The organism is Variovorax guangxiensis (assembly GCF_003952165.1).
Classification (GTDB): Bacteria; Pseudomonadota; Gammaproteobacteria; order Burkholderiales; family Burkholderiaceae_C; genus Variovorax; species Variovorax guangxiensis.
In genome coordinates, this window is sequence record NZ_RXFT01000004.1 from 455,886 (window position 1) to 476,677 (window position 20,792).

At 67.5% G+C, this 20,792-nt stretch carries 23 protein-coding genes; 9 read left to right on the forward strand and 14 right to left on the reverse strand.

Going from position 1 to position 20,792, the window contains the following annotated elements; translation table 11 throughout:
* Positions 1–6 precede the first annotated feature (6 nt).
* The 7 genes from urtC to EJP67_RS12970 all read left to right on the forward strand — a co-directional run bounded on the left by urtC (position 7) and on the right by EJP67_RS12970 (position 6,217).
* Complete coding sequence (urtC, locus tag EJP67_RS12940) at positions 7–1,197, forward strand: urea ABC transporter permease subunit UrtC (RefSeq protein WP_126022104.1); 1,191 nt, start codon at positions 7–9, stop codon at positions 1,195–1,197.
* Positions 1,198–1,216: 19 nt separating this feature from the next.
* Positions 1,217–1,960: an urea ABC transporter ATP-binding protein UrtD gene (gene urtD, locus EJP67_RS12945; protein ID WP_126022105.1), complete on the forward strand. Its 744-nt coding sequence runs from the start codon at positions 1,217–1,219 to the stop codon at positions 1,958–1,960.
* A 1-nt stretch (position 1,961) separates the two neighbouring features.
* Positions 1,962–2,663, forward strand: coding sequence for an urea ABC transporter ATP-binding subunit UrtE (gene urtE / locus EJP67_RS12950; RefSeq protein ID WP_126022106.1), 702 nt, complete (start codon positions 1,962–1,964; stop codon positions 2,661–2,663).
* Between the two features lie 24 nt (positions 2,664–2,687).
* Positions 2,688–3,920 (forward strand): formamidase, encoded by a 1,233-nt coding sequence (gene fmdA, locus EJP67_RS12955; RefSeq protein WP_126022107.1) that lies wholly within the window; start codon positions 2,688–2,690, stop codon positions 3,918–3,920.
* Between the two features lie 20 nt (positions 3,921–3,940).
* Positions 3,941–4,285 carry a zinc ribbon domain-containing protein gene (locus EJP67_RS12960; RefSeq protein WP_126022108.1) on the forward strand — a complete coding sequence of 115 codons (345 nt, stop codon included), beginning with the start codon at positions 3,941–3,943 and terminating at the stop codon, positions 4,283–4,285.
* Positions 4,286–4,437: 152 nt separating this feature from the next.
* Positions 4,438–4,788: an alpha/beta hydrolase gene (locus tag EJP67_RS12965; protein ID WP_126022109.1), complete on the forward strand. Its 351-nt coding sequence runs from the start codon at positions 4,438–4,440 to the stop codon at positions 4,786–4,788.
* A 133-nt stretch (positions 4,789–4,921) separates the two neighbouring features.
* Positions 4,922–6,217 (forward strand): aspartate carbamoyltransferase, encoded by a 1,296-nt coding sequence (locus EJP67_RS12970; protein ID WP_126022110.1) that lies wholly within the window; start codon positions 4,922–4,924, stop codon positions 6,215–6,217.
* A 20-nt stretch (positions 6,218–6,237) separates the two neighbouring features.
* On the opposite strand, the gene EJP67_RS12975 is transcribed toward EJP67_RS12970, so the two are convergent.
* From EJP67_RS12975 to EJP67_RS12990, 4 genes are read right to left on the reverse strand one after another with little or no spacing between them, the layout of a single operon-like run.
* The gene (locus tag EJP67_RS12975) at positions 6,238–6,588 is read right to left on the reverse strand and encodes a VOC family protein (protein WP_126022111.1); all 351 of its coding nucleotides are present in this window, start codon (positions 6,586–6,588) and stop codon (positions 6,238–6,240) included.
* Positions 6,585–6,878, reverse strand: a complete 294-nt coding sequence (locus EJP67_RS12980) for a hypothetical protein (protein ID WP_126022112.1) — start codon at positions 6,876–6,878, stop codon at positions 6,585–6,587. Before EJP67_RS12980 ends, EJP67_RS12975 begins: the two co-directional genes overlap by 4 nt.
* A gap of 20 nt (positions 6,879–6,898) precedes the next feature.
* A complete protein-coding gene (locus EJP67_RS12985; RefSeq protein ID WP_126022113.1) occupies positions 6,899–7,381 on the reverse strand; it encodes a hypothetical protein in 483 nt (160 codons plus the stop codon).
* Positions 7,382–7,402: 21 nt separating this feature from the next.
* Positions 7,403–7,906 (reverse strand): GNAT family N-acetyltransferase, encoded by a 504-nt coding sequence (locus EJP67_RS12990; RefSeq protein ID WP_206169492.1) that lies wholly within the window; start codon positions 7,904–7,906, stop codon positions 7,403–7,405.
* A 165-nt stretch (positions 7,907–8,071) separates the two neighbouring features.
* Between EJP67_RS12990 and EJP67_RS12995 the strand changes: the two genes are divergently transcribed.
* Complete coding sequence (locus tag EJP67_RS12995) at positions 8,072–8,431, forward strand: hypothetical protein (RefSeq protein ID WP_126022114.1); 360 nt, start codon at positions 8,072–8,074, stop codon at positions 8,429–8,431.
* Between the two features lie 32 nt (positions 8,432–8,463).
* Here EJP67_RS12995 and EJP67_RS13000 read toward each other — a convergent pair whose 3' ends face one another.
* The 10 genes from EJP67_RS13000 to EJP67_RS13045 form a co-directional block, all read right to left on the reverse strand.
* Positions 8,464–10,791 (reverse strand): glycoside hydrolase family 3 N-terminal domain-containing protein, encoded by a 2,328-nt coding sequence (locus tag EJP67_RS13000; protein ID WP_126022115.1) that lies wholly within the window; start codon positions 10,789–10,791, stop codon positions 8,464–8,466.
* A gap of 124 nt (positions 10,792–10,915) precedes the next feature.
* Positions 10,916–11,899: a D-2-hydroxyacid dehydrogenase gene (locus EJP67_RS13005; protein ID WP_126022116.1), complete on the reverse strand. Its 984-nt coding sequence runs from the start codon at positions 11,897–11,899 to the stop codon at positions 10,916–10,918.
* 7 nt (positions 11,900–11,906) lie between these two features.
* Positions 11,907–12,899: a Bug family tripartite tricarboxylate transporter substrate binding protein gene (locus EJP67_RS13010; protein ID WP_126022117.1), complete on the reverse strand. Its 993-nt coding sequence runs from the start codon at positions 12,897–12,899 to the stop codon at positions 11,907–11,909.
* Positions 12,900–12,939: 40 nt separating this feature from the next.
* On the reverse strand, positions 12,940–13,731 hold the full coding sequence (locus EJP67_RS13015; protein WP_126022118.1) for a class II aldolase/adducin family protein: 792 nt from the start codon (positions 13,729–13,731) through the stop codon (positions 12,940–12,942).
* A gap of 26 nt (positions 13,732–13,757) precedes the next feature.
* Entirely contained in the window at positions 13,758–14,984 is a 1,227-nt protein-coding gene (tcuB, locus tag EJP67_RS13020) for a tricarballylate utilization 4Fe-4S protein TcuB (RefSeq protein ID WP_126022119.1), read from the reverse strand.
* Complete coding sequence (tcuA, locus tag EJP67_RS13025; RefSeq protein ID WP_126022120.1) at positions 14,968–16,395, reverse strand: FAD-dependent tricarballylate dehydrogenase TcuA; 1,428 nt, start codon at positions 16,393–16,395, stop codon at positions 14,968–14,970. The genes tcuB and tcuA overlap by 17 nt, the downstream gene beginning before the upstream one ends.
* A gap of 77 nt (positions 16,396–16,472) precedes the next feature.
* Positions 16,473–17,399, reverse strand: coding sequence for a LysR family transcriptional regulator (locus EJP67_RS13030; protein ID WP_126022121.1), 927 nt, complete (start codon positions 17,397–17,399; stop codon positions 16,473–16,475).
* Positions 17,400–17,406: 7 nt separating this feature from the next.
* Positions 17,407–18,285 (reverse strand): bile acid:sodium symporter family protein, encoded by an 879-nt coding sequence (locus tag EJP67_RS13035; RefSeq protein WP_126022122.1) that lies wholly within the window; start codon positions 18,283–18,285, stop codon positions 17,407–17,409.
* A 129-nt stretch (positions 18,286–18,414) separates the two neighbouring features.
* Complete coding sequence (locus EJP67_RS13040; RefSeq protein WP_126022123.1) at positions 18,415–19,182, reverse strand: class II aldolase/adducin family protein; 768 nt, start codon at positions 19,180–19,182, stop codon at positions 18,415–18,417.
* Between the two features lie 159 nt (positions 19,183–19,341).
* Positions 19,342–19,935, reverse strand: coding sequence for an HD domain-containing protein (locus tag EJP67_RS13045; protein WP_126022124.1), 594 nt, complete (start codon positions 19,933–19,935; stop codon positions 19,342–19,344).
* Between the two features lie 128 nt (positions 19,936–20,063).
* Here EJP67_RS13045 and EJP67_RS13050 point away from each other — a divergent pair, with 128 nt between their 5' ends.
* Entirely contained in the window at positions 20,064–20,786 is a 723-nt protein-coding gene (locus tag EJP67_RS13050; RefSeq protein WP_126022125.1) for a Crp/Fnr family transcriptional regulator, read from the forward strand.
* Positions 20,787–20,792 lie beyond the last annotated feature (6 nt).

The following is a 20,792-nucleotide window of genomic DNA, read 5'->3' on the forward strand; positions in this document are numbered from 1 at the left end:
GTTCCGATGAATTTCATCAAGGCCTCGATCCAGCGCTACCAGCTGGGCAGCCTCCTGCTGCTGGTGCTGCTGCTCGCGGTGGTGCTGCCGCTGTCGCTCGACATCTTCCGCCTCAACCTCGTGGGCAAGTACCTCACCTACGCCTTCGTGGCCGTGGGCCTCGTCATGGTGTGGGGCTACGGCGGCGTGCTGAGCCTGGGGCAGGGGGTGTTCTTCGGCATCGGCGGGTATGCGATGGCGATGTTCCTCAAGCTCGAGGCTTCCGACCCGGTGTCGACCAAGATCCAGACCACGCCGGGCATTCCGGACTTCATGGACTGGAACCAGATCACCGAGCTGCCCGCGCTGTGGCTGCCTTTCAAGAGCCTGCCGCTGAGCCTCGCGCTGGTGGTGCTGGCGCCGATGGCGCTGGCCTGGCTCATCAGCTTCGCGATGTTCAAGCGCCGCGTGGGCGGGGTGTACTTCGCGATCATCACGCAGGCGGTGGCGCTGATCTGCACCGTGCTCATCATCGGCCAGCAGGGTTACACGGGCGGCGTGAACGGCATGACCGACCTGAAGACCCTGCTGGGCTGGGACACGCGCACCGACAGCGCCAAGTACGTCCTCTACTACGTCTGCGTGGCCCTGCTGGTGGGCAGCATCCTGCTGTGCCGCTGGATCCAGACCAGCAAGCTGGGCACGCTGCTGCTGGCCATGCGCGACAAGGAAGACCGCGTGCGCTTCTCGGGCTACGACGTGTCGAACTTCAAGGTCTTCATCTTCTGCCTGGCGGCGGGGCTCTCGGGCATCGGCGGCGCGATGTTCGCGCTGCAGGTGGGCTTCATGTCGCCGAGCTTCGTGGGCATCGTGCCGTCCATCGAGATGGTGATCTTCTGCGCGGTCGGCGGCCGCATGAGCCTGGTGGGGGCGGTGTACGGCGCGCTGCTGGTGAATGCGGGCACGACGCTGTTCTCGGAGAGCTTTCCGGACCTGTGGCTGTTCCTGATGGCGGCGCTCTTCATCGGCGTGACCATGGCCTTCCCGATGGGGCTCGCGGGCGTGTGGGAAGAAAAGATCCGCCCGTGGTGGAAGTCGCGCCGGCAGGCATTGCGCGACGCGGCCGTCAAGCCGCCGGCACCAACCGTATCGGCAACGCCCGCAGCACAGCCCGTCGAGCCCGCGCTGCCCGAAGGCATCGGCAGCCAGCGCGCCTGAACACACGCGGAGCAACCTCATGAGCAATACCGACTTCGCGCTCGCCGTGGAAGACCTCACCGTCTCCTTCGACGGTTTCAAGGCCATCGACGACCTGACGCTGTACATCGACCGCAACGAGCTGCGCGTGATCATCGGCCCCAACGGCGCGGGCAAGACCACGCTGCTCGACCTGATCTGCGGCAAGACGCGCGCCAGCGCCGGCAGCATCAAGTTCAGGAACACCGAACTCACGAAGATGGCCGAGCACAAGCGCGTGCGGCTGGGCATCGGACGCAAGTTCCAGACGCCTTCCATCTACGAGAACCTCAGCGTGTTCCAGAACCTGGAGGTGTCGTTTCCCAAGGGGCGCTCGGTGTTCGGTGCGCTCGCCTTCAAGTGCGACGACGAGGTCAAGGCCAGGGTGCAGGCGGTGGCCGGCGAGATCGGCCTGGCCGACAGGCTCGACACCGAGGCCGGCCTGCTGAGCCACGGCCAGAAGCAGTGGCTCGAAATCGGCATGCTGCTGATGCAGGAGCCCGAACTGCTGATGCTCGACGAGCCCATCGCCGGCATGAGCGCGCGCGAACGCGAGCTCACGGCCGAGCTGCTCAAGCGCATCTGCCAGAACCGCGCCGTGATCGTTATCGAGCACGACATGGCCTTCGTGAAGCAGATCGCGCACAAGGTCACGGTGATGCACCAGGGAAAGATCCTCGCCGAAGGGCCGATGGAGAAGGTGCAGGCCGATCCGAAGGTCATCGACGTCTACCTGGGCCACTGACATGAGCAACATCAACCTGAAGGTCGAGGACCTGCACGTCGCCTACGGCCAGAGCGAGGCGCTGCACGGCATCTCGTTCGACGGCCATGCCAACGAGACGGTCGCCATCATGGGCCGCAACGGCATGGGCAAGACCACGCTGTTCAAGAGCCTGATGGGCGTGCTGCCGCTGAGGAGCGGGCGCATCGAGGTGGCGGGGCAGGACGTGTCGCGCGACGAGAGCTTCCGCCGCGTAGCCAAGGGCATCGCCTACGTGCCGCAGGGGCGGATGATCTTTCCGACGCTGACGGTGGAGGAGAACATCCAGACCGGCCTGGAGAACTCGAAGACGCGGCGCATCCCGGAAGAAATCTACGCGCTCTTCCCCGTGCTGTGGGACATGAAGAGCCGCAAGGGCGGCAACCTCTCGGGCGGCCAGCAGCAGCAGCTCGCCATTGCGCGCGCGCTCGTCACAGACCCCAAGGTGCTGCTGCTGGACGAACCCACCGAAGGCATCCAGCCTTCGATCATCAAGGACATCGCGAAGGCGCTCAACGAGATCCGCAAGCTGCGCGGCATCACCATCGTGGTGTCCGAGCAGGTGCTGAGCTTCGCGATGGACGTGGCCGACCGGCTCTTCGTGATCGAGGGCGGGCGCCTCGTGCACGAGACGGCGCGCGACAAGACCGATGTCGACCGCATCAAAGCCTACCTCTCTGTTTAACCACAACCCCAGGAGCCACTGCAAATGACGGACACGCTGATCAAGGTCGACCTGACCAAGCCGCCCACCGAGAACGAGATGATCCACAACCGCTGGCATCCGGACATTCCGATGGCCTGCTGGGTCAACCCGGGCGACGACTTCATCCTGGAGACCTTCGACTGGACCGGCGGCTTCATCAAGAACAACGACAGCGCCGACGACGTGCGCGACATCGACCTGAGCACGGTGCACTACCTCTCGGGCCCCGTGGGCGTGAAGGGTGCCGAGCCCGGCGACCTGCTGGTGGTCGACCTGCTGGACATCGGCGCCAAGCAGGACAGCCTCTGGGGCTTCAACGGCTTCTTCTCGAAGAAGAATGGCGGCGGCTTCCTCACCGACCATTTCCCCGAGGCGCAGAAATCGATCTGGGACTTCAAGGGCATGTTCACCAGCTCGCGCCACGTGCCCGGCGTGAACTTCGCGGGCCTCATCCACCCAGGCCTGATCGGCTGCCTGCCCGACAAGCCCATGCTCGACATGTGGAACGAGCGCGAGAAGGCGCTCATCGCCACCGACCCTGACCGCGTTCCCGGCCTGGCCAATCCGCCTTTCGCCGGCACGGCCCACATGGGCAAGATGACGGGCGAGGCGAGGGCGAAGGCCGCCGCCGAGGGCGCGCGCACCGTGCCGCCGCGCGAGCACGGCGGCAATTGCGACATCAAGGACCTGTCGCGCGGCTCCAAGGTGTTCTTCCCGGTGTACGTCGACGGCGCCGGCCTGAGCGTGGGCGACCTGCATTTCAGCCAGGGCGACGGCGAGATCACCTTCTGCGGCGCCATCGAGATGGCCGGCTGGGTGCACATGAAGGTCACGCTCATCAAGGGCGGCATGGCCAAGTACGGCATCAGGAACCCGATCTTCAAGCCCAGCCCCATCACGCCGCAGTACAACGACTACCTCATCTTCGAAGGCATCTCGGTCGACGAGAGCGGCAAGCAGCACTACCTCGACGTGAACGTGGCCTACCGCCAGGCCTGCCTGAACGCCATCGAGTACCTGAAGAAGTTCGGCTACTCGGGCGCGCAGGCCTACTCGATCCTCGGCACCGCGCCGGTGCAGGGGCACATCAGCGGCGTGGTCGACGTGCCCAACTCGTGCGCCACGCTGTGGCTGCCTACCGGCATCTTCGACTTCGACATCAACCCCAGCGCCGCCGGCCCTGTGAAGTTCATCGACGGCAGCATCGACATGCCGCTGTCGCCGGACCTGCGCTGAACATTGAAGAAAGACCCGCCATGCCCACCTACGACTACGCCTGCGGGCATTGCGGCGGCTTCGAGGCGCTGCGGCCCTCAGGCCTGCGCGACGAGCCGGCCGCATGCCCCGACTGCGGCAGCGCGTCGCCTCGCGTGCTGTCGGCCGCGCCCCGGCTCGCGCTGATGGCCACGGGCACGCGCCGCGCAATGGAAACCAACGAGCGCGCCCGGCATGAGCCGACGAGTTCGCGCGACTATGCGCGGCTGCGGCATCCCGCGGGGTGCGGCTGCTGCGGCTCTTCGTCGAAGCGCGGCGCAACGATGACCGCGCCCAACGGCGCGAAGTCGGCACCGTCGCGAAGGCCCTGGATGATCAGCCACTGAAGGCGTCGGACCGTATCGTCGGGAGGCTTTTTCAAGGCCCGCATTGTTTCAATCCCGTGAACGCCGCGGTTCTTTTTGCACGCGTTTTCCGGGGCGATTCAGGATCAAACTTCTCCTCACCAACCAACCCGTTTGCCCTGAAGGAGATTGAAATGAATGCCTCGAAGATCCTCGCCGCTGCTGCTCTCTCGCTCCTGGCTGCTGCCGGAGCACAAGCAGAAACCTATGACGGCGTGCACGTCGTGAATTCCTCGGTGACCCGTGCCGAAGTCGCACCGCAAGCCGCTGCCGCCGCCCGCGCCGGCAACGAATACAGCGATGCCTCCGCCGCCGGTGCACAGAGCTTCACCTCTACCGCCAACCGTGCGACCGTGCAGGCCGAGGCCGTTGCCAAGGCGCACGACCCGCTCGCCAGCCTCGATCGCCGCGCGTTCTATCGCGACGAAGTGCCGCAAGCCTACAAGAAGCCCAGCGTGTCGTTCACGCGCCAGGCTGGCCTGTAATCAGGCGACATCGGCCGCTGCTGCGGCTGCATGGACAAGGACGAGAAGCGGGCCGATCGGCCCGCTTTTTTCATGGGCGCATGTTTCGCCTTGGGCTTCTAAAATATACGCAATGAGTATATATTTGCGGCTCATGAACATGCCGCAACAGGTGCTCCTCCGCGACGCGATGCGTCAGCTCAACATGACGCGCGACGCTTTCGCCGAGCGCATCGGCAGCCGCAGAAGGGCGCTCGACGCCTGGCTGCTGCCCGACGAATCCAACGAATTCAGGGCCATGCCCGAGGTCGCGCGGCGCTTCGTCAGCGAAATCCTGGCTTCGGATGGTCGGCGCGGTGAATATACGCAAAGCGCACATGAAGGCGCGTTGCGCAAGTCGATGGCCGTCGAGGGCTCGCTGCACCTGCTCTCGGTCAGCCAGTTCAACCGCGACGCCATCGACGAGCTCTTCCATCTGGCCGACGTGATGCAGCCCATCGCGCGCCGCCGCAAGGTGAGCCGCGTGCTCGAAGGGGCCGTGCTGGCCAACCTGTTCTTCGAGGCCAGCACGCGCACCCGGGTGAGCTTCGGCGCGGCTTTCTGCCGGCTGGGCGGCTCGGTGTGCGACACCACCGGCTTCACCTTCTCGTCGATGGCCAAGGGCGAGTCGATCTACGACACCAGCCGTGTCATCAGCGGGTATGTCGACGCCATCGTGGTGCGGCATCCGGAGCAGGGCTCCGTGGCGGAGTTCGCGCGCGCCACCAACGTGCCCGTCATCAACGGTGGCGACGGGCCGGGCGAACATCCGAGCCAGGCACTGCTCGACCTGTACACCATCCAGCGCGAGTTCTCGCGGCTGGGCAAGCTGGTGGACGGTGCGCACATCGCGATGGTCGGTGACCTGAAATACGGGCGCACCGTGCATTCGCTCATCAAGCTGCTGGCGCTGTACAAGGGCCTGAAGTTCACGCTGATCTCGCCGCCGTCGCTGGCCATGCCCGCCGGGATCGTCGATGCGGTGAACCGCAACGGCCATGTGGTCGAGATCGCCGCCACCCCGGCGCAGGGGCTGGCCGGCGCGGACATCATCTACGCCACGCGCATCCAGAAGGAGCGCTTCGCCCACGACGAAGTGCTGGAAGGCTTCGACAACGCCTTCGAGATCAACCGCGCGCTCGTCGAATCGGCGTGCAAGCCCGAGGTGGTGGTGATGCACCCGCTGCCGCGCGACAGCCGCCCGGGCTCGCACGATCTCAGCGTCGACCTCAACAACGACCCCCGCCTGGCCATCTTCCGCCAGACCGACAACGGCATCCCGGTGCGCATGGCCATCTTCGCCACGCTGCTGGGCGTGGACAAGCTCGTGAGCCGCTCGATGCGCGACACCGCGTGGACGCCGCCCTCGCACATCGGGCCCGACGACAGCACTTTCCACGGGCTCGACTGACGCCCGCTGCCCCGGGCGCGTCAGGTGTGGGCGAGGATGTTGACCAGCTTGCCGAACGGATCGCGCACGTAGAAGCGCCGCACGCCCCATGGCTCGTCGACCGGCCCGTATTCGATGGCGAAGCCTGCAGCCTTCATGCGATCGAGGGCCGTGTCTACGTCGTCTACCTCGATGGAAAGCTCCGGCACCGGCGTGCCCGAACCACCTTCCGAGGCGAAGCTCAACTGCACCGTCATGCTGGCCTGCGAGCCGTAGGTCTGGATCCAGCCGTGGTCCATGAGCAGGTCGAGACCGAGCACTTCCTTGTAGAAGACGGCTGCGCGTGCGGGATCGGTGGTTGCGAAGTTGGCGACCAGTCGCTTGACTTTCATGGTGCGGGTTTCCTGATGGTGAATGTCTGGTACTGGCAATCGCGCTCGACGTGCAGCAGGTCTCCTTCGACGCGAATGCCGGTCCACCGCTCGATGCGTCCGTCGGAGTCGATGATTTCGACGGATTCTTCGGACGTCACTCGGTAGCTGAATACAGGGGCGGCCAGTGGGCCGTTCTTCTCGCCGAAGGTGGCTGTCACGTAGCCTGCCGGGTGGAAGCGGTAGTTGCTGACGAGGGTGTCGGAGACGAGGTTCAGCACTTGATCAAGAGGGATGGCTGTGGCGACCATGCGTGTCTCCTTTGAGTCGCTCAGATGAAATCCAGCCATTCCCTTGCCTTTCGGACGCCATGGGCAACCGCCTCGTCAATGTCGTCGAAATGCCAGTCGGGCGCTGGCTGGCCGGTGGGCGTCACCAGCGACAGGAATGCCGCTCGGGATCTTTCCGAGGTGACGGCAAGCACGGGAAACGGCGGTTCGCCCGGTTCGCAGCCCGCATCGCGGAACTGTGCGACGTCCTGGAAGACCTGGAGCAGCGAATTGCCCCAGCGGTAGGTCATGGCGCGAAAGTCCAGGATCGCGCAGTCGGCGTCGAAGGCCTTGAGACCGAGTAGCGTGCTGGTGGCGATATAGGCGGCATGCCCATTGCCGAGACTGCCGTCCGGGTACTCGCCTTCGAAAGAGACCACGAGCACTGTCAGGCGATCGGTCTGTACCCGATCGGCCAGAAAGAAACGGCAGCTGAGGCCCTCGGGTACTGGCGGTTCTACTTCGGTCAGAGTGAAGCGTTTCATCGGGGATCGCTCCTCATGTCTCTACTGCGCCGATGAGGTAACCGGATTCGAGGTTGTCCGGAACTCTCTTCGGTATTTGACGAAACCTTTCTTCCTCGAGCCCGAGAAGCCGCATCGCTCGAAGAAGCGGTGCGCTTCGCTGCGCTCGATTGCGCTCAGCAGCATGATCTTGGAGCAGTCACGCGCAATGCATTCGCCTTCAATGCGTTGCAGCAGCGCAGTCCCCAGGCCCCTGCCGCGAAGCGCCGCGCTTACGACGATGTTCTCGACCACGGCGAACGGCTGGGCTCCATACATCACGTCGGAGCAGAAGATCAGAAGCGCAGTCGCATGCAGAGCACCTTCGTGCTCCAGTACGAGCAGCGCGGTCTTCGTGTCGTTCTCGAGTTCGGCGATGCGCTCGGGCAGCACGCGCACATGCGTGCTGCCTACCAATTCGCCGTACAGGGTCTCGATGCCCTTGGCGTCGTTCGGCCTGGCACGGCGAATGCAAGTCGGCGAGGCTTCGGCGTTCGTTGTGTCCACGGATGGTTTTTCGAATGGGAAGCAGTCGAATATAGGGCCTCGTGCCGCCACGCCTGCTCACGCACACCTAAGCGAACTCTCACCGCGCCCTAAGCAGACCTTCAGCGGCACATAAGTACTGCGTCCTAGAGTGAATCCACCGTCATCACTCACAAGGAGACAGCCATGAGAGTTCGAATCATTGCCCTGTGCATCGCCACCGGGCCCGCGCTGGTGCTGGCATCGCTCGCGCATGCGGGCGGGCGGGCCGATCCGGACTATCCGCAGATCTCGCACTCGACGCAGTCGCGCGATGCGGTGGCCGACGAGGCCGCGCGTGCGAACAACGGAGTCCATGTGACCGAGGTCGCCGAATCGCAGCCCGCGCCGAGCGCGTCGGGGGCCGATCGCGCCCAGGTGCAGGCCGAGGCGATTCGCGCGAACAACGGCATCCATCCGACCGAGGTGATGGAGTCGCAGGTGGCACCGCCCGTGGCATCGGCGAACCCATCGGGTTCGCCGGTCGCGCACGCGATGGGCGAATAGATGGACGAATAGGGGCGCGGTGCCGGCGGGTTTCAATCCCGCGTGAGCACGAAGCGCTTGCGGATGCCGCCCGCGGCCGAAGGCGCCACCCACAGGTCGAACTCGCCGGGCTCCACGGTCGGCTTCATGTCGCGGCCGATGAACGACAGGTCGTCGGCCGTGAGCGTGAACTCGACCGTTTCCGATGCGCCCGGCGCGATCGCCAGCTTGCGGAAGCCCTTGAGCTCGCGCACCGGCCGCGTCACGCTGGCGGCGCGCTCGGCGATGTAGAGCTGCACCACTTCGTCCGCGTCGCGCGAGCCGGTGTTGGTGACGGTGGCGCGCACGCGCAGCGTGCCGGCCAGCGGCATGCGTTCGCTGCTCAGTTCGACGCTGTCGTAGCGCACAGGTGAAAAGCCGATGCCGTGGCCGAAGGGGTAGAGCGCCTCGTTCGTCGCGTCGACGTACCGCGTCTTGAAGGCCGTGCCGGGCGCGCTCTCGGGAGAGGGGCGGCCGGTGCGCTTGTGGCCATAGTAGTAGGGCACCTGCCCGGCCGTCTGCGGAAAGCTCACCGGCAGCCGGCCCGAGGGATTGAAGTCGCCGAACACGACATCGGCGATCGCGTTGCCGGTCTGCACCCCGAGGAACCATGTGACGAGGATGGCGCGCGCATTGCGCACCGCGCCCTTCAGCGCCATCGCCCGGCCGTTGCTCAGCAGCACGACCACCGGCTTGCCGGTGGCGGCCACCGCCTCGGCCAGGTCCTGCTGCGCCTGCGGCAGGCCGATGTCGCTGCGCGAGCGCGCCTCGCCCGACATCTTCTGGCTCTCGCCGATGGCCAGCAGCACCACATCGGCATCGCGCGCGGCGGCTACCGCCGCGTCGATGCCGCCGGGCAGCGCCGACTCGATGCCCGAGCCGCGCACCACGTTCACCGACGAATTGGGCCCCAGGGCATTGCGCAGGCCCTGGTCGATGCCCACCGGTGCCGACTGCCCGGGGAACAGGCTCCAGGCGCCCATCAGGTCGATGGTGCCTTCGGCGAAGGGGCCGATCAGCGCGATCTTCGTGCCGGCCTTGGGCAGCGGCAGCAGCATGCGCTCGTTCTTCAGCATCACGATGGAGTGGCGCGCGCTCTCGCGGGCCAGCGCGATGAACTCCGGGTTCTCGGGGCGCTGCGCGGCGGGCAGCCCGTCGAGCCCGCGCATCGGGTCGTCGAACAGGCCCAGCTTCTGCTTGACGCGCAGCACGCGGCGCACTGCCTCGTCCAGCCGCGCCATCGGCACCTCGCCCGAGGCCACGAGGTCGGGCAGGTAGCGCATGTACAGGCCGCTCTGCATGCTCACGTCGGTGCCCGCCATGAAGGCCTGCTTGGCCGCTTCGCGCGGATTGGCCGCGTAGCCGTGCTCCACGAGTTCCTCGTCGGCCGTGTAGTCGGAGACCACGAAGCCCCGGAACTTCCATTCGTCGCGCAGCACGCCCGTGAGCAGCGCCGGGTTGGCGGTGGAAGGCACGCCGCCGATCTCGTTGAAGGCGCTCATCACCGACAGCGCGCCCGCGTCCAGCGCCGCGCGGAACGGCGGCAGGTACACCTCGCGCAGCGTGCGCTCGGAGATGTCGCTCACGTTGTAGTCCAGCCCGCCCTCGGCCGCGCCATACGCCGCGAAGTGCTTGGGCGTGGCCAGCATCGAGTCGGGCCGCGAGAGGTCGGTGCCCTGGAAGCCGCGCACCCGCGCGGCCGCGAACTGCTTCGCGAGGAAGACGTCCTCGCCCACGCCTTCGAGGCCGCGGCCCCAGCGCGCATCGCGCGCGATGTCGACCATCGGCGCGAAGGTCCAGCGAAAGCCATCGGCCGTGGCCTCCACCGCCGCCGCGCGCGCCGTGCGCTCGGCCAGCGCGGGCTCCCAGCTCGAAGCCTCGGCCAGCGGCATCGGGAACATCGTGCGAAAGCCGTGGATCACGTCGGCGCCGAAGATCAGCGGAATGCCCAGCCGCGACTCCTTGATCGCGATCTGCTGCAGCCGCCGCTTGCCCTCGAGGCCCGCGTTGTTGAACAGGCCCGTGAGCCGGCCGGCGCGCACGTCCGCCGTTTCCTGCTGCGCATTGCGCCAGCCGGCCTGCGGGTTGTTGGGCGTGTCGATGTCCGCCGGGCCGTACAGGCTGAGCTGGCCGGCTTTCTCCTGCACCGTCATGCGGGAGATCAGGGCTTCGATGCGGGCTTCGGCGTCTTGCTGCGGTTGCTCCTGTTGTTGTGGCTGCGGCGTGGCAGCCGTTGACGCATCGGGGGCGGCCGATGCGGAGGGCAGGAGGAGCGCGAGGGAGACGAGGGCGCAGGCGGGGGCGAGAGAGCGCGCCGGATGGCGCGGGAATCGGACGTGCATGGGCTCCTATTCTGCAGATAACAGTAGCCGCCCTTCCATGGCGGGTTTTGGCACTGTCGACTAAAGGAGCGGGAGCGTCGGTTCTCCTTCGGCAGAGTGCCGGGAGGAGTAGATCGCGGCCGTTTCAGGCCACGCGGTTGAGCAGCGGCTCGCCGCGCATCCAGCGCTGCAGGTTGTCGAGGAAGATGCCCGCCACGCGCGCCTCGTTGCCGTCCGAATGGCCGGCGGTGTGGGGCGTGACGATGACGTTCGGCAAATCCCACAAGGGCGATTCGGCCGACAGGGGCTCGTGCGCGAACACGTCGAGATACGCGCCAGCCAGCGCGCCGCCGCGCAAGGCATCGATCAGCGCCGGCTCGTCGACCACCTCGCCGCGCGAGACATTCACCAGCCGCGCGCCGGCAGGCATGCGCGCGAGCTCCGCCGCGCCGACGAGGCCGCGCGTGCGCTCGCTCAGCGGGCAGGCGAGCAGCAGCCAGTCGGCGCGCGGCAGCACCGTGTGCAGCCGTTCGTAGCTCAGGCTCTCGTGCGCGGGAGGGGCCGCCGGCGCCTCGCTGCCGCGCGCGCACACGATGCGCAGGCCCAGCGCCGCAAGCAGCGCGCCCAGCCCTTGCCCGATGGGCCCCCAGCCGACGATGACCGCCGTCTGCCCCGCAAGATCGCGTGGCAGGCCGCTGCCCAGGAGTGGCGACCACGCATGCGCGCGCTGCGCGGCCAGCAGCTGCGGAAACTGCCGCGCCAGCATCAGCACGCCGGCCAGCGCCGTCTGCACCACCACGCTCGCATTGGCGCCGGAGGAGGTCGTGACCTCCACGCCGCGCGCACGCAACTCGCCGTACACCGGCCGGTCGGCGCCCGCCGAATGCGCATGCACCCAGCGCAGCGATGGCGCATTGCGCAGTGCGTCGTGAAAGGCCTGCGTGTGCGGCAGCAGCTCGTGCTTGGTCGAAAGGCCGGTGACGTCGCGCGAGACGAAGGCGATGTCGGCATCGCCGCCGGGCCTCACCAGCAGATGCGCGCGCCCGTCGAGCGCGGCCAGCAGGCCGGGTGCGGTCTGCGCCGCGGCTTGCGGGCTCATCAGGATCCGCAGGGGCGGGGTGTTCGTCATCGGGTGCCTATTCCGCGGTCGCGCCCGATTCGCGCACGATGGCCTTCCATTTCTCGTACTCCTGCCGCGTGAACTTGCCGAACTGCTCGGGCGTGCCGCCCACCGGGTCGGCGCCTTCGCGGATCATCTGCGCCTCCAGCGGCGGCAGTGCGTCGTTCACCGACTTGTTGAGCAGCGCGATCACCTGGGCCGGTGTGCCCTTGGGCGCGAAGAAGCCGAACCACGAGCCGGCGGAGAAATCGGCGAAGCCCTTCTCGGCCACGGTCGGCACGTCGGGCAGCGAGCGCGAGCGCTTCTGGCTGCTCACCGCGATGGCGCGCAGCTTGCCCGCCTTGATGTGCGAGATGACCGAGGGAATGGTTGCGAACATGAACTGCACCCGGCCCGCCAGCAGGTCGTTGAGCGCGTTCGCGCCCTTGTAGGGCACATGCAGCATGTCGGCGCCCACGCGCTTGCCGAGCATGTAGCTCGACAGGTGAGAGGAGGTGCCGATGCCGGTCGAGCCATAGTTGAGCTTGCCCGGGTTGGCCTTGGCGTAGGCGATGAATTCCTCCAGCGTCCTGGCGGGCACCGCCGGGTTGACCACCAGCACGTTGGGCACGTCGGCGATCTGCACCACCGGCACGAGGTCGGCGAGCGGGTCGTAGGGCAGGTTCTTGTAGAGCGTCTGGTTGACGGCCATCGGGCCGACCGAGTTGACGATCAGCGTGTAGCCGTCGGCAGGCGCGCGCACCACGAACTCGGTGCCGATGTTGCCGCCGCCACCGGGCTTGTTGTCGATGACGAAAGGCTGGCCGAGCTTTTCCGAGAGCTGCTGCGTCACGGCGCGCGCGAGGATGTCGGTGGTGCCGCCGGCCGTGAAGGCGACGACCACGCGCACGGGCTTGCTGGGGTAGGGCGATTGCGCGGCGGCCTGCATGCCGATGCCGGCGCACAGCAGCGCGGCGGCGCCGAAGGCGGCCCTGCGGGAAAGGAAGGAAAGGGGCTTGTCTCGTGTCATTCTTGTGTGTCCTCGTGGGAGTGGGCGAAGCGGTGGCGGCTCAGTCGCGAAAGCCCGGGTCCATGCGATCGAGCTTGCGCAGCAGCGCAGGCCATTCCATGAGCCCGTAGGGCCGGCGCGTGCCGGGCTGATAGTTGTTCCAGGTCTCTTCCAGGATGTGCTGCGGCACCGCCTTCAGCGGCGTGTTGCACGACATCGCGCCGATCTGCGCGCGGCAGGCCAGCTCCAGCCGGTGCATCCAGTTGAAGGCCTCGCCCACGCTGCGGCCCACCACCAGCGCGCCGTGGTTGCGGAAGATCACGGCCTCGCTCTCGCCCAGGTCGGCCAGCAGCGAGGCCTGCTCCTCGGTGTTCAGCACCACGCCCTGGTAGTCGTGGTAGCCGATCTTCAGGAAGCGCATGGCGGTCTGCGTGAGCGGCAGCAGGCCGCATTCGAGCGACGAGACCGCCATCGACGCCCAGCTGTGCGTGTGGATCACGCAGGCCACGTCGGGCCGCGCGGCGTGCACCGCGCTGTGGATCACGTAGCCGGCCTTGTTGATGCCGTAGTCCAGTTCGCCGAAGTCGGGCTTCGACAGAATGTTGCCGTCCTGGTCCACCTTGATGAGACAGGAGGCGGTGATCTCCTCGTACATCATCCCGTAGGGGTTGATGAGGAAGGCGCCTTTCTCGCCCGGCACGTGCGAGGAGATGTGGTTGGCCATCATGTCGGACATGCCGTAGAGGTCCACCAGCCGGTAGCAGGCGGCGAGGTCGACGCGGGCCTGCCATTCGGCTTCGGAGCAGCGCTCCTTCATCGATGGAATCCGGAGCACGCCGGGTTGTTGTGTCATGGGTCTTTTCCTTCGCGGGTGGGTGTTCAGTCGGCGCCCAGGCGCAGGCGGCCGGGCAGGCGTTTCTCGATGGCGAACTTCAGCAGGGCGGCGCAGCGGAAGACGCCGTGTGCGAACTTGCCGTAGGGCAGCGTGAGGAACAGCGCCATCACCACGCCCAGGTGCACCGCCAGCAGCAGCGCCATGAAGCGGGTGTCGCGCCAGGCCAGCAGCGCGAGGCCGGTGAGGCTGGTGAGCAGCAGCAGGGCGATGAAGCCCCGGTCCATCGGGCGCTGCGCGGTGTCGCCATGCGCCGGGTCGCGCCGCAGGTTCAGCCACAGCAGGCCGGCCGGCCCGATCAGCAGGCCGATGCCGCCGGCCGTGCCCAGCAGCACCGGCAGGCTGGTGAGCGCATAGGGCGCATGCAGGCCGAGCAGGTAGTGATAGAGCGTCGCCACGCAGGTCGATGCGAAGCACAGCATGAAGCCGTAGAAGGTGAAGTGATGGAAGCGCCTGCGCCACAGGGTGAAGCGGTCGCTCTCGTTGTTGCAACCTTCGCCGTGGCCGCCGTCGAGGTACTTCAGGCGCAACGCGTCGCGCGCCGCCTCGGCACCGGCGGGGCCGCGCACGCCGGGCAGATCCGGCGCATTCTGCGAGTCGTTCGCCGGCGACACCTCGCGCCAGAAGCGCCGCACGCCCATGCCCAGCGCGAGCGTCACGAAGAGGAACACCGCGCCGAACACCAGCGCGAGCAGGTTGTGCGGAAAGATCGCGTAGAAGTTGCCCGCCATCGGCTCGTGCAGCAGCGAGCCCGAGAGCGTCACCGCCAGCACCAGGAAGAGCGCCAGCCCGCCAGCTAGTGCAAGCGCTACCGTGAGGCCCGCCCTGCGGTACAGCATGCCCATGGCGCGCGGCCAGGCGTAGTCGCTGTACGTTTGCATGCGGACCTGCGCCATGGCCCGCGGCACGTTCACCGCGAACTCGTGCGGTGGCGCGTACTGGCAGGCATGCAGGCAGGCGCCGCAGTTGTGGCAGAGGTTGGCGAGGTAGTGCGTGTCGGCCTTGTTGCCGAAGTCAAGCCGGCGCGTCATGGCCGGGAACACGGCGCAGAAGCCTTCGCAATAGCGGCAGGCGTTGCAGATCTGCAGGATGCGCGCGACTTCGCCTTCGCCCGCGGTCAGGGGCAGCGCGGGGACGATGGGGATCACGCGGTGCGCGGGCGTGCCCTCGGCATCGGCCCGTGCGCGCGCGACGAGGTCAGTGAGCTGCTGCAAGCGCGGCCTCCTTGTCGTTCTTCGTGGAGGCCCGCGCGGCTTTCGCCGCCTGCGTGCCCGCGATGCGGCCGAAGGCCGTTCCGATGCTCATGCCGACGCCCGCCGTGTAGCCTTTGCCGAGCACGTTGCCGGCCATCATCTCGCCGGCCACGAAGAGGTTGGGGCTGGGCCTGCCGCCGAAGCGGACAGCCGCGGTTTCGTCCACCTTCAGGCCCAGGTAGGTGAAGGTGATGCCGGGTCGCAGCGGATAGGCGTGAAAGGGTGCCGTGTCTATAGGGCGCGCCCAGTGCGTCTTGGCGGGCGCGAGGCCCTCGGTGTGGCAGTCGTCCAGCGTGGTGTGGTCGAAGCGGCCGACGCGGCAGGCGGCGTTGTAGTCCTCCACGGTGCGCACGAAGGTGGTTTCGTCCAGGCCGATCTTGCGCGCCAGCTCGCCGAGCGTGGCGGCCTGCGTGCCGGGAAACACCGGTGGCATGAAGCGCCCGACCGCCTTCTGGTCGATGACCGACCACGCGATCTGCCCAGGCTGCTGCGCCACCAGCCGGCCCCAGATGGCGTAGCGCTTGGGCCAGAAGTCCTCGCCCTCGTCGTAGAAGCGCCTGGCTTCGCGGTTGACCACCACGCCCAGCGACACGCAGTCGATGCGCGTGCAGATGCCGCCGTCGTACAGCGGCGCGCGCGCGTCGATGGCCACCATGTGGCCTTGCGACGGATCGCCGATGCTGTCGGCGCCCGCCTCGATCATGTGCCTGAGCAGCACGCCCTGGTTGAAGCGCGTGCCGCGGATCAGGAAGTTGTCGGCCGGCCACTCGCCGCGCTCGTTCTGCCCCCACGCTTCGCGCAGCCATTCGCGGTTCGACTCGAAGCCGCCGGCTGCCAGCACGCAACTCTTCGCTTCGATGCGTTCGCCGGCTTCGGTGCGCACGGCCACGAAGCGGTCGCCGTCGAGCTCCACCGAGGCCACGGGCGTGTCGTAGCGGATGCGCACGCCGAGCCTTTCGGCGCTGCGGAAATAGGCGTTCACCAGCGCCTTGCCGCCACCCATGAAGAAGGCGTTGGTGCGCGCCACGTGCAGCGCGCCCGACAGCGGCGGCTGGAAGTGCACGCCGTGGCTGCGCATCCAGTCGCGGCAGTCCGACGAGGCGCGGATCACCAGGCGCGCGAGGCGCTCGTCGGTGAGGCCGCCGGTCACCTTCAGCAGGTCCTGCCAGTACTCCTCTTCAGGGTAGGCATCGACCAGCACGTCCTGCGGCGCATCGTGCATGCAGCGCAGGTTGCGCGTGTGCTGCGAATTGCCGCCGCGCCAGGCCTTGGGCGAGGCTTCGAGCAGCAGCACCGATGCGCCAGCCTCGCGTGCCATGAGCGCGGCGCACAGCGCGGCGTTGCCGCCGCCAACAACAAGAACATCCGTCAATCGTGGGTCTCCGTGGGAACCGGGAGACTCTAGGCACGCAGGCCTTCACGCGAAAGGCCGGATCGGGCAACGGGTGTTCACGTTTCGAGAAGACTGGCGCCGGCCCAGCGGCCCTCGCGCACCAGTGCGCGTGCCGTGTCGGCCACTACCACGCGCGTGGCCAGCGCGGCGGGGGAGAGTTCGTCGTCCGACAGGCTCACGAGCAGGTTGCGGCGGCCCACGTGGGCGTCGGCGATCTGGGTGAGCTGAAGGTCGTCACGGTCGTGCCGCGCGGTGGCCGCGCCGGGCTGGATGGTGGCGCCGTGGCCGGCGCGCACCGCGTCCATCAGCAGCGCGAGGCCGTCGACCTCGGCCACGATGTTCGGCGCGATGCGTGCCCGCGCGAAGGCGGCCATCAGCGTGGCGCGCAGGCCGTGGCTGCCGCTGGGCAGGATCAGCGGCAGCCCGGCCAGCTGCGCGAGCCGCACGCGCGTGCCGGTCGGGCGCTGCGCCAGCGCGGGCGAGGCGATGACGAAGAGCTTCTCGGCCAGGAGCGGCGTCACGCTCCAGCGCCGTGGCGTGTCGGTCTGGAACAGCACGGCAAGGTCGAGCTGCCTGGCCTGCAGCATGCTGGTGAGATGGCCCGAGAGCGCTTCGACCATGTGCAGGCGTACGTCGGGGTAGCGCTCTCGCATGGCGCGCATCAGCGGCACGCCGAGCACCGTGGCGGTGGTGGGGGCCAGGCCCACGCTCACGTGGCCCGAGAGCCGCGCCTGCTGCGCCGCGAGCACCGCGTCGTCGGCATGGCGCAGCACCAGCTGGGCCTGGTGCAGGAAGGCCACGCCCGCGTCGGTGGGCACCACGCCGCTGGAGCTGCGCCGCAGCAGCCGGGTGGCCAGCTCGCCCTCGAGCCGGCTGATCTGCTGGCTCAGCGCCGAGGTGACGACGCCCAGTTCGACCGCGGCGCGGCCCATGCTGCGAAGCTCGCAGACCTTGACGAAGTAGCGCAGTTGCCGGAGTTCCATGCGCCGATCATCGCGCAGGCACGGTGGCCGGCGCCGGGCGGCGCAGCAGCAGCCATCCGAAGAGCGGGGCGGTGATGTACATCACCACCGAGTAGATGGCCGCCGGCAGCGCCAGCTGGAAGCTGCCCAGCACGCTCACCGCGATGAAGATCGCCAGCGTGGAGTTGTGGATGCCGATCTCGTAGCTGATGGCGGTGGCCAGCGGCTTGTCGAGCCCGGCGGCGCGGCTCAGGTAGTAGCCCGCCAGCAGGCTCAGCAGGTTGAACAGCAGCACCGGCACGCCGATCTGCGCGAAGGTGGTCGTGATGGTCTTCCACTCGTTGGCGATGGCCAGCACCGTCACCACCGCCAGCACCACGCCGCTGAAGATCTTGGTGGGCTTTTCCATGCGCGCGGCGAAGCCGGGCCGGCGCGAGGCGACGAACATACCGAGCGCCACCGGTACCAGCACGATGGCGATCACCTCCACCAGCTTGCGCGTCTGCAGCGGCACCACCTGGCCGCCCTGCGCGAAATGGCCGATGGCCCAGTTCGCGATGAGCGGCAGCGTGACGATGGACAGCAGCGTGTTCACGGCGGTGAGCGAAATGTTCATCGCCACGTTGCCGCCGAACAGGTGCGAGAACAGGTTGGCCGAGATGCCGCCCGGCGAGGCCGCCAGCAGCATCAGCCCGACCGCGAACACCGGCGGCAGGTCGAAGCCCACGATGATCGCGTAGCAGGCCAGCGGCAGGCCGATGACCTGCAGCGCGAGCGCTATGGCAACGGCCTTTGGGTGCTTGAAGAGCCGCTTGAAGTCGGCGGGCGAAAGCGAGAGGCCGAGCCCGAACATGACCAGCGCGAGCGCGCCGAACAGGAAGCGGGTGACGATGACGGTACTGTCCATGGGGTTTGTCTCCTCGTTGGTTCTTGCTTTTCTTGTAGTTGTCGTGGTGCGCGCGATGAACAAAAAAATGGCCGCCGGCACCTGTCGCGCAGGCGCTGGCAGCCGTGGAAACCGGGAGCGACGAAGCTCTTATTGCTTGTAGCTGTCGTCGATGCGGTCGAGCTTGCGGATCAGCGACGGCCAGACGAACTGCCCGCCCAGGCCGCCGGTCTGCACCTTCATGGCCTGGCCCACGCCTTCCACGATGCGCGGGTCCACGTGCGTGAGTTCACCGCCGCCCGATTGCGCCGCGATCTGGATCTGGCAGGTGGCCTCGAAGGTGTACATCGAAAGAAAGGCGTCGGCAATGGTCTTGCCGCAGGTCAGCAGGCCGTGGTTGCGCAGCATGAGGAAGTTGGCGCTGCCCATGTCGGCCTGCAGGCGCGGCTTCTCGTCGTCGCGGAAGGCCACGCCCTCGTAGTCGTGATAGGCCAGCGAGGCCAGCACGAAGGTCGACTGCTGGCTGATGGGCAGCACGCCGTTCTTCTGCGCGCTCACCGCGATGCCGGCGCGGGTGTGGGTGTGCAGCACGCACTGGATGTCTTCCCGCGCCGCATGCACCGCGCTGTGGATCACGAAGCCCGCCGGGTTCACCGGGTAGGGCGAGTCGATGACCTTGTTGCACTGCTGGTCGACCTTCACCAGGCTCGACGCGGTGATCTCGTCGAACATCAGGCCGTAGGGGTTGATCAGGAAGTGGTGTTCGGGGCCGGGAATGCGCGCGCTGATGTGCGTGAAGACCAGGTCGCTCCAGCCGTGCAGCGCCACGAGGCGGTAGCAGGCGGCGAGGTCGACGCGAAGCTGCCACTCCTCGGCGGAGACCAGCTTCTGGATTTCGGGTTGCGCGAAGGCGTTCATGTTGGGGTGTCCTTTTGAGGGAGGAGAAAGCGGGCAGCCGAACGCAGAGGTCGCGAAGGTTACGCAGAAGTCGCAGAAGGAAAAACAGGAAATGGTTTCTGGTTTTCTCTGCGACTTCTGCGTAGCTTTTGTCTTCCTTCTGCGTTCGGCTGTCCGACTTCAGGCGGCCTCTGCAGCAGGCTGCAGCGCCGATTTGTAGATGCTCTGCTTCGGCTGCGCCATCACGCGGCGCAGCATGGGCTCGAACTCGCCGATGGGCAGCGTCTCGGCCCTGGGGTCGAAGGCGGGGTTGTCGTAGAGCGCGCAGAACTCGGCCGTGCGCTCGTAGTGCGGATGGCCCTTGAAGTTGTCGCGCATGTCGCGGTCCAGGCCGATGTGGTGGAAGAAGTAGTGGCCCTGGAAGATGCCGTGGTTCTGCACCATCCAGTGGTTGGCCTCGCTCACGAAGGGCTTGAGGATGGCCGCGGCGATGTCGGGGTGGTTGAAGCTGCCGAGCGTGTCGCCGATGTCGTGCAGCAGCGCGCACACCACGTATTCCTCGTCCCGGCCGTCGCGCAGCGCGCGGGTGGCGGTCTGCAGCGAGTGGGTGTAGCGGTCGACCGGGAAGCCGCCGTAGTCGCCTTCGAGGATCTGCAGGTGCCTGATCACGCGTGCGGGCAGGCCGCCCGCGAACTGCATGAATTCGCCACCGATCAGTTGCCAGTCTTCGCGCGTGCTTTCCTGCATGCTCTTGAAACTTGCGCGTGCGTTCATCGCCGGAGTCTCCGTTCTTGTGTCCTGTGGGGAGCTGGTCACTGTATGCCTGCGCTTGACCATGAACTGTCAAGAATTTGACAATGCGGGGTTCTGGTAAACCCCCGTTCCACCGTCATTCCCCAGTCATGGCTGCTTCTGCGAAACCGCGCCTTTCCGCCGCCCACCGCGCCGCGCTGGAAGGCAACCCGTGGTTCCTGAGCATGCCGCGCGCGCAGCGCGAGGCGCTGGTGGGCGCGGCCGAACTGCATCATGTGCGGCGCGGCGCGATGGTGTTCCGCCAGGGCGATCCCATCCACGCCACGGATGGCGGCTTCTACGGGCTGGTGGCTGGCACCATCAAGGTCTCGTCGCTGCGCCAGGACGGGCGCGAAGCCATCCTCGCGGTGCTGGAGCCGGGCAACTGGTTCGGCGAGATCACGCTGATCGACGGCTCGCCGCGCACCCACGACGCCACCGCGCTGGAGGCGCTCGACCTGCTGGTGGTGCCGCCCGCAGCCTTCGCGGTGCTGATGCGCGACGTGGTGTTCTCCAACGCCATCGCCGCGATGCTGGCGGCGCGCGTGCGCATGCTCTACGGCCTCGCGGAGGATGCCACGCTGCGCAGCCTGCGTGCCCGCGTGGCGCACCGGCTGCTGGTGCTTGCGCGCGGCGATGCCACGCAGTCGGTGCAGCTGCGCCACGAGCTGCAGCTGCCGCAGGAGGCACTGGCCATGATGCTCGGCGTGACGCGCCAGACCCTGTCGAAGGAGCTCAACGCGCTGGCGTCCGAGGGTGTGCTCTCGCTGGGCTACGGGCGCATCGAACTGCGTTCGCTCGACGCGCTGCGCGCGCTCGTGAGCACCGGCTAGGAGGGC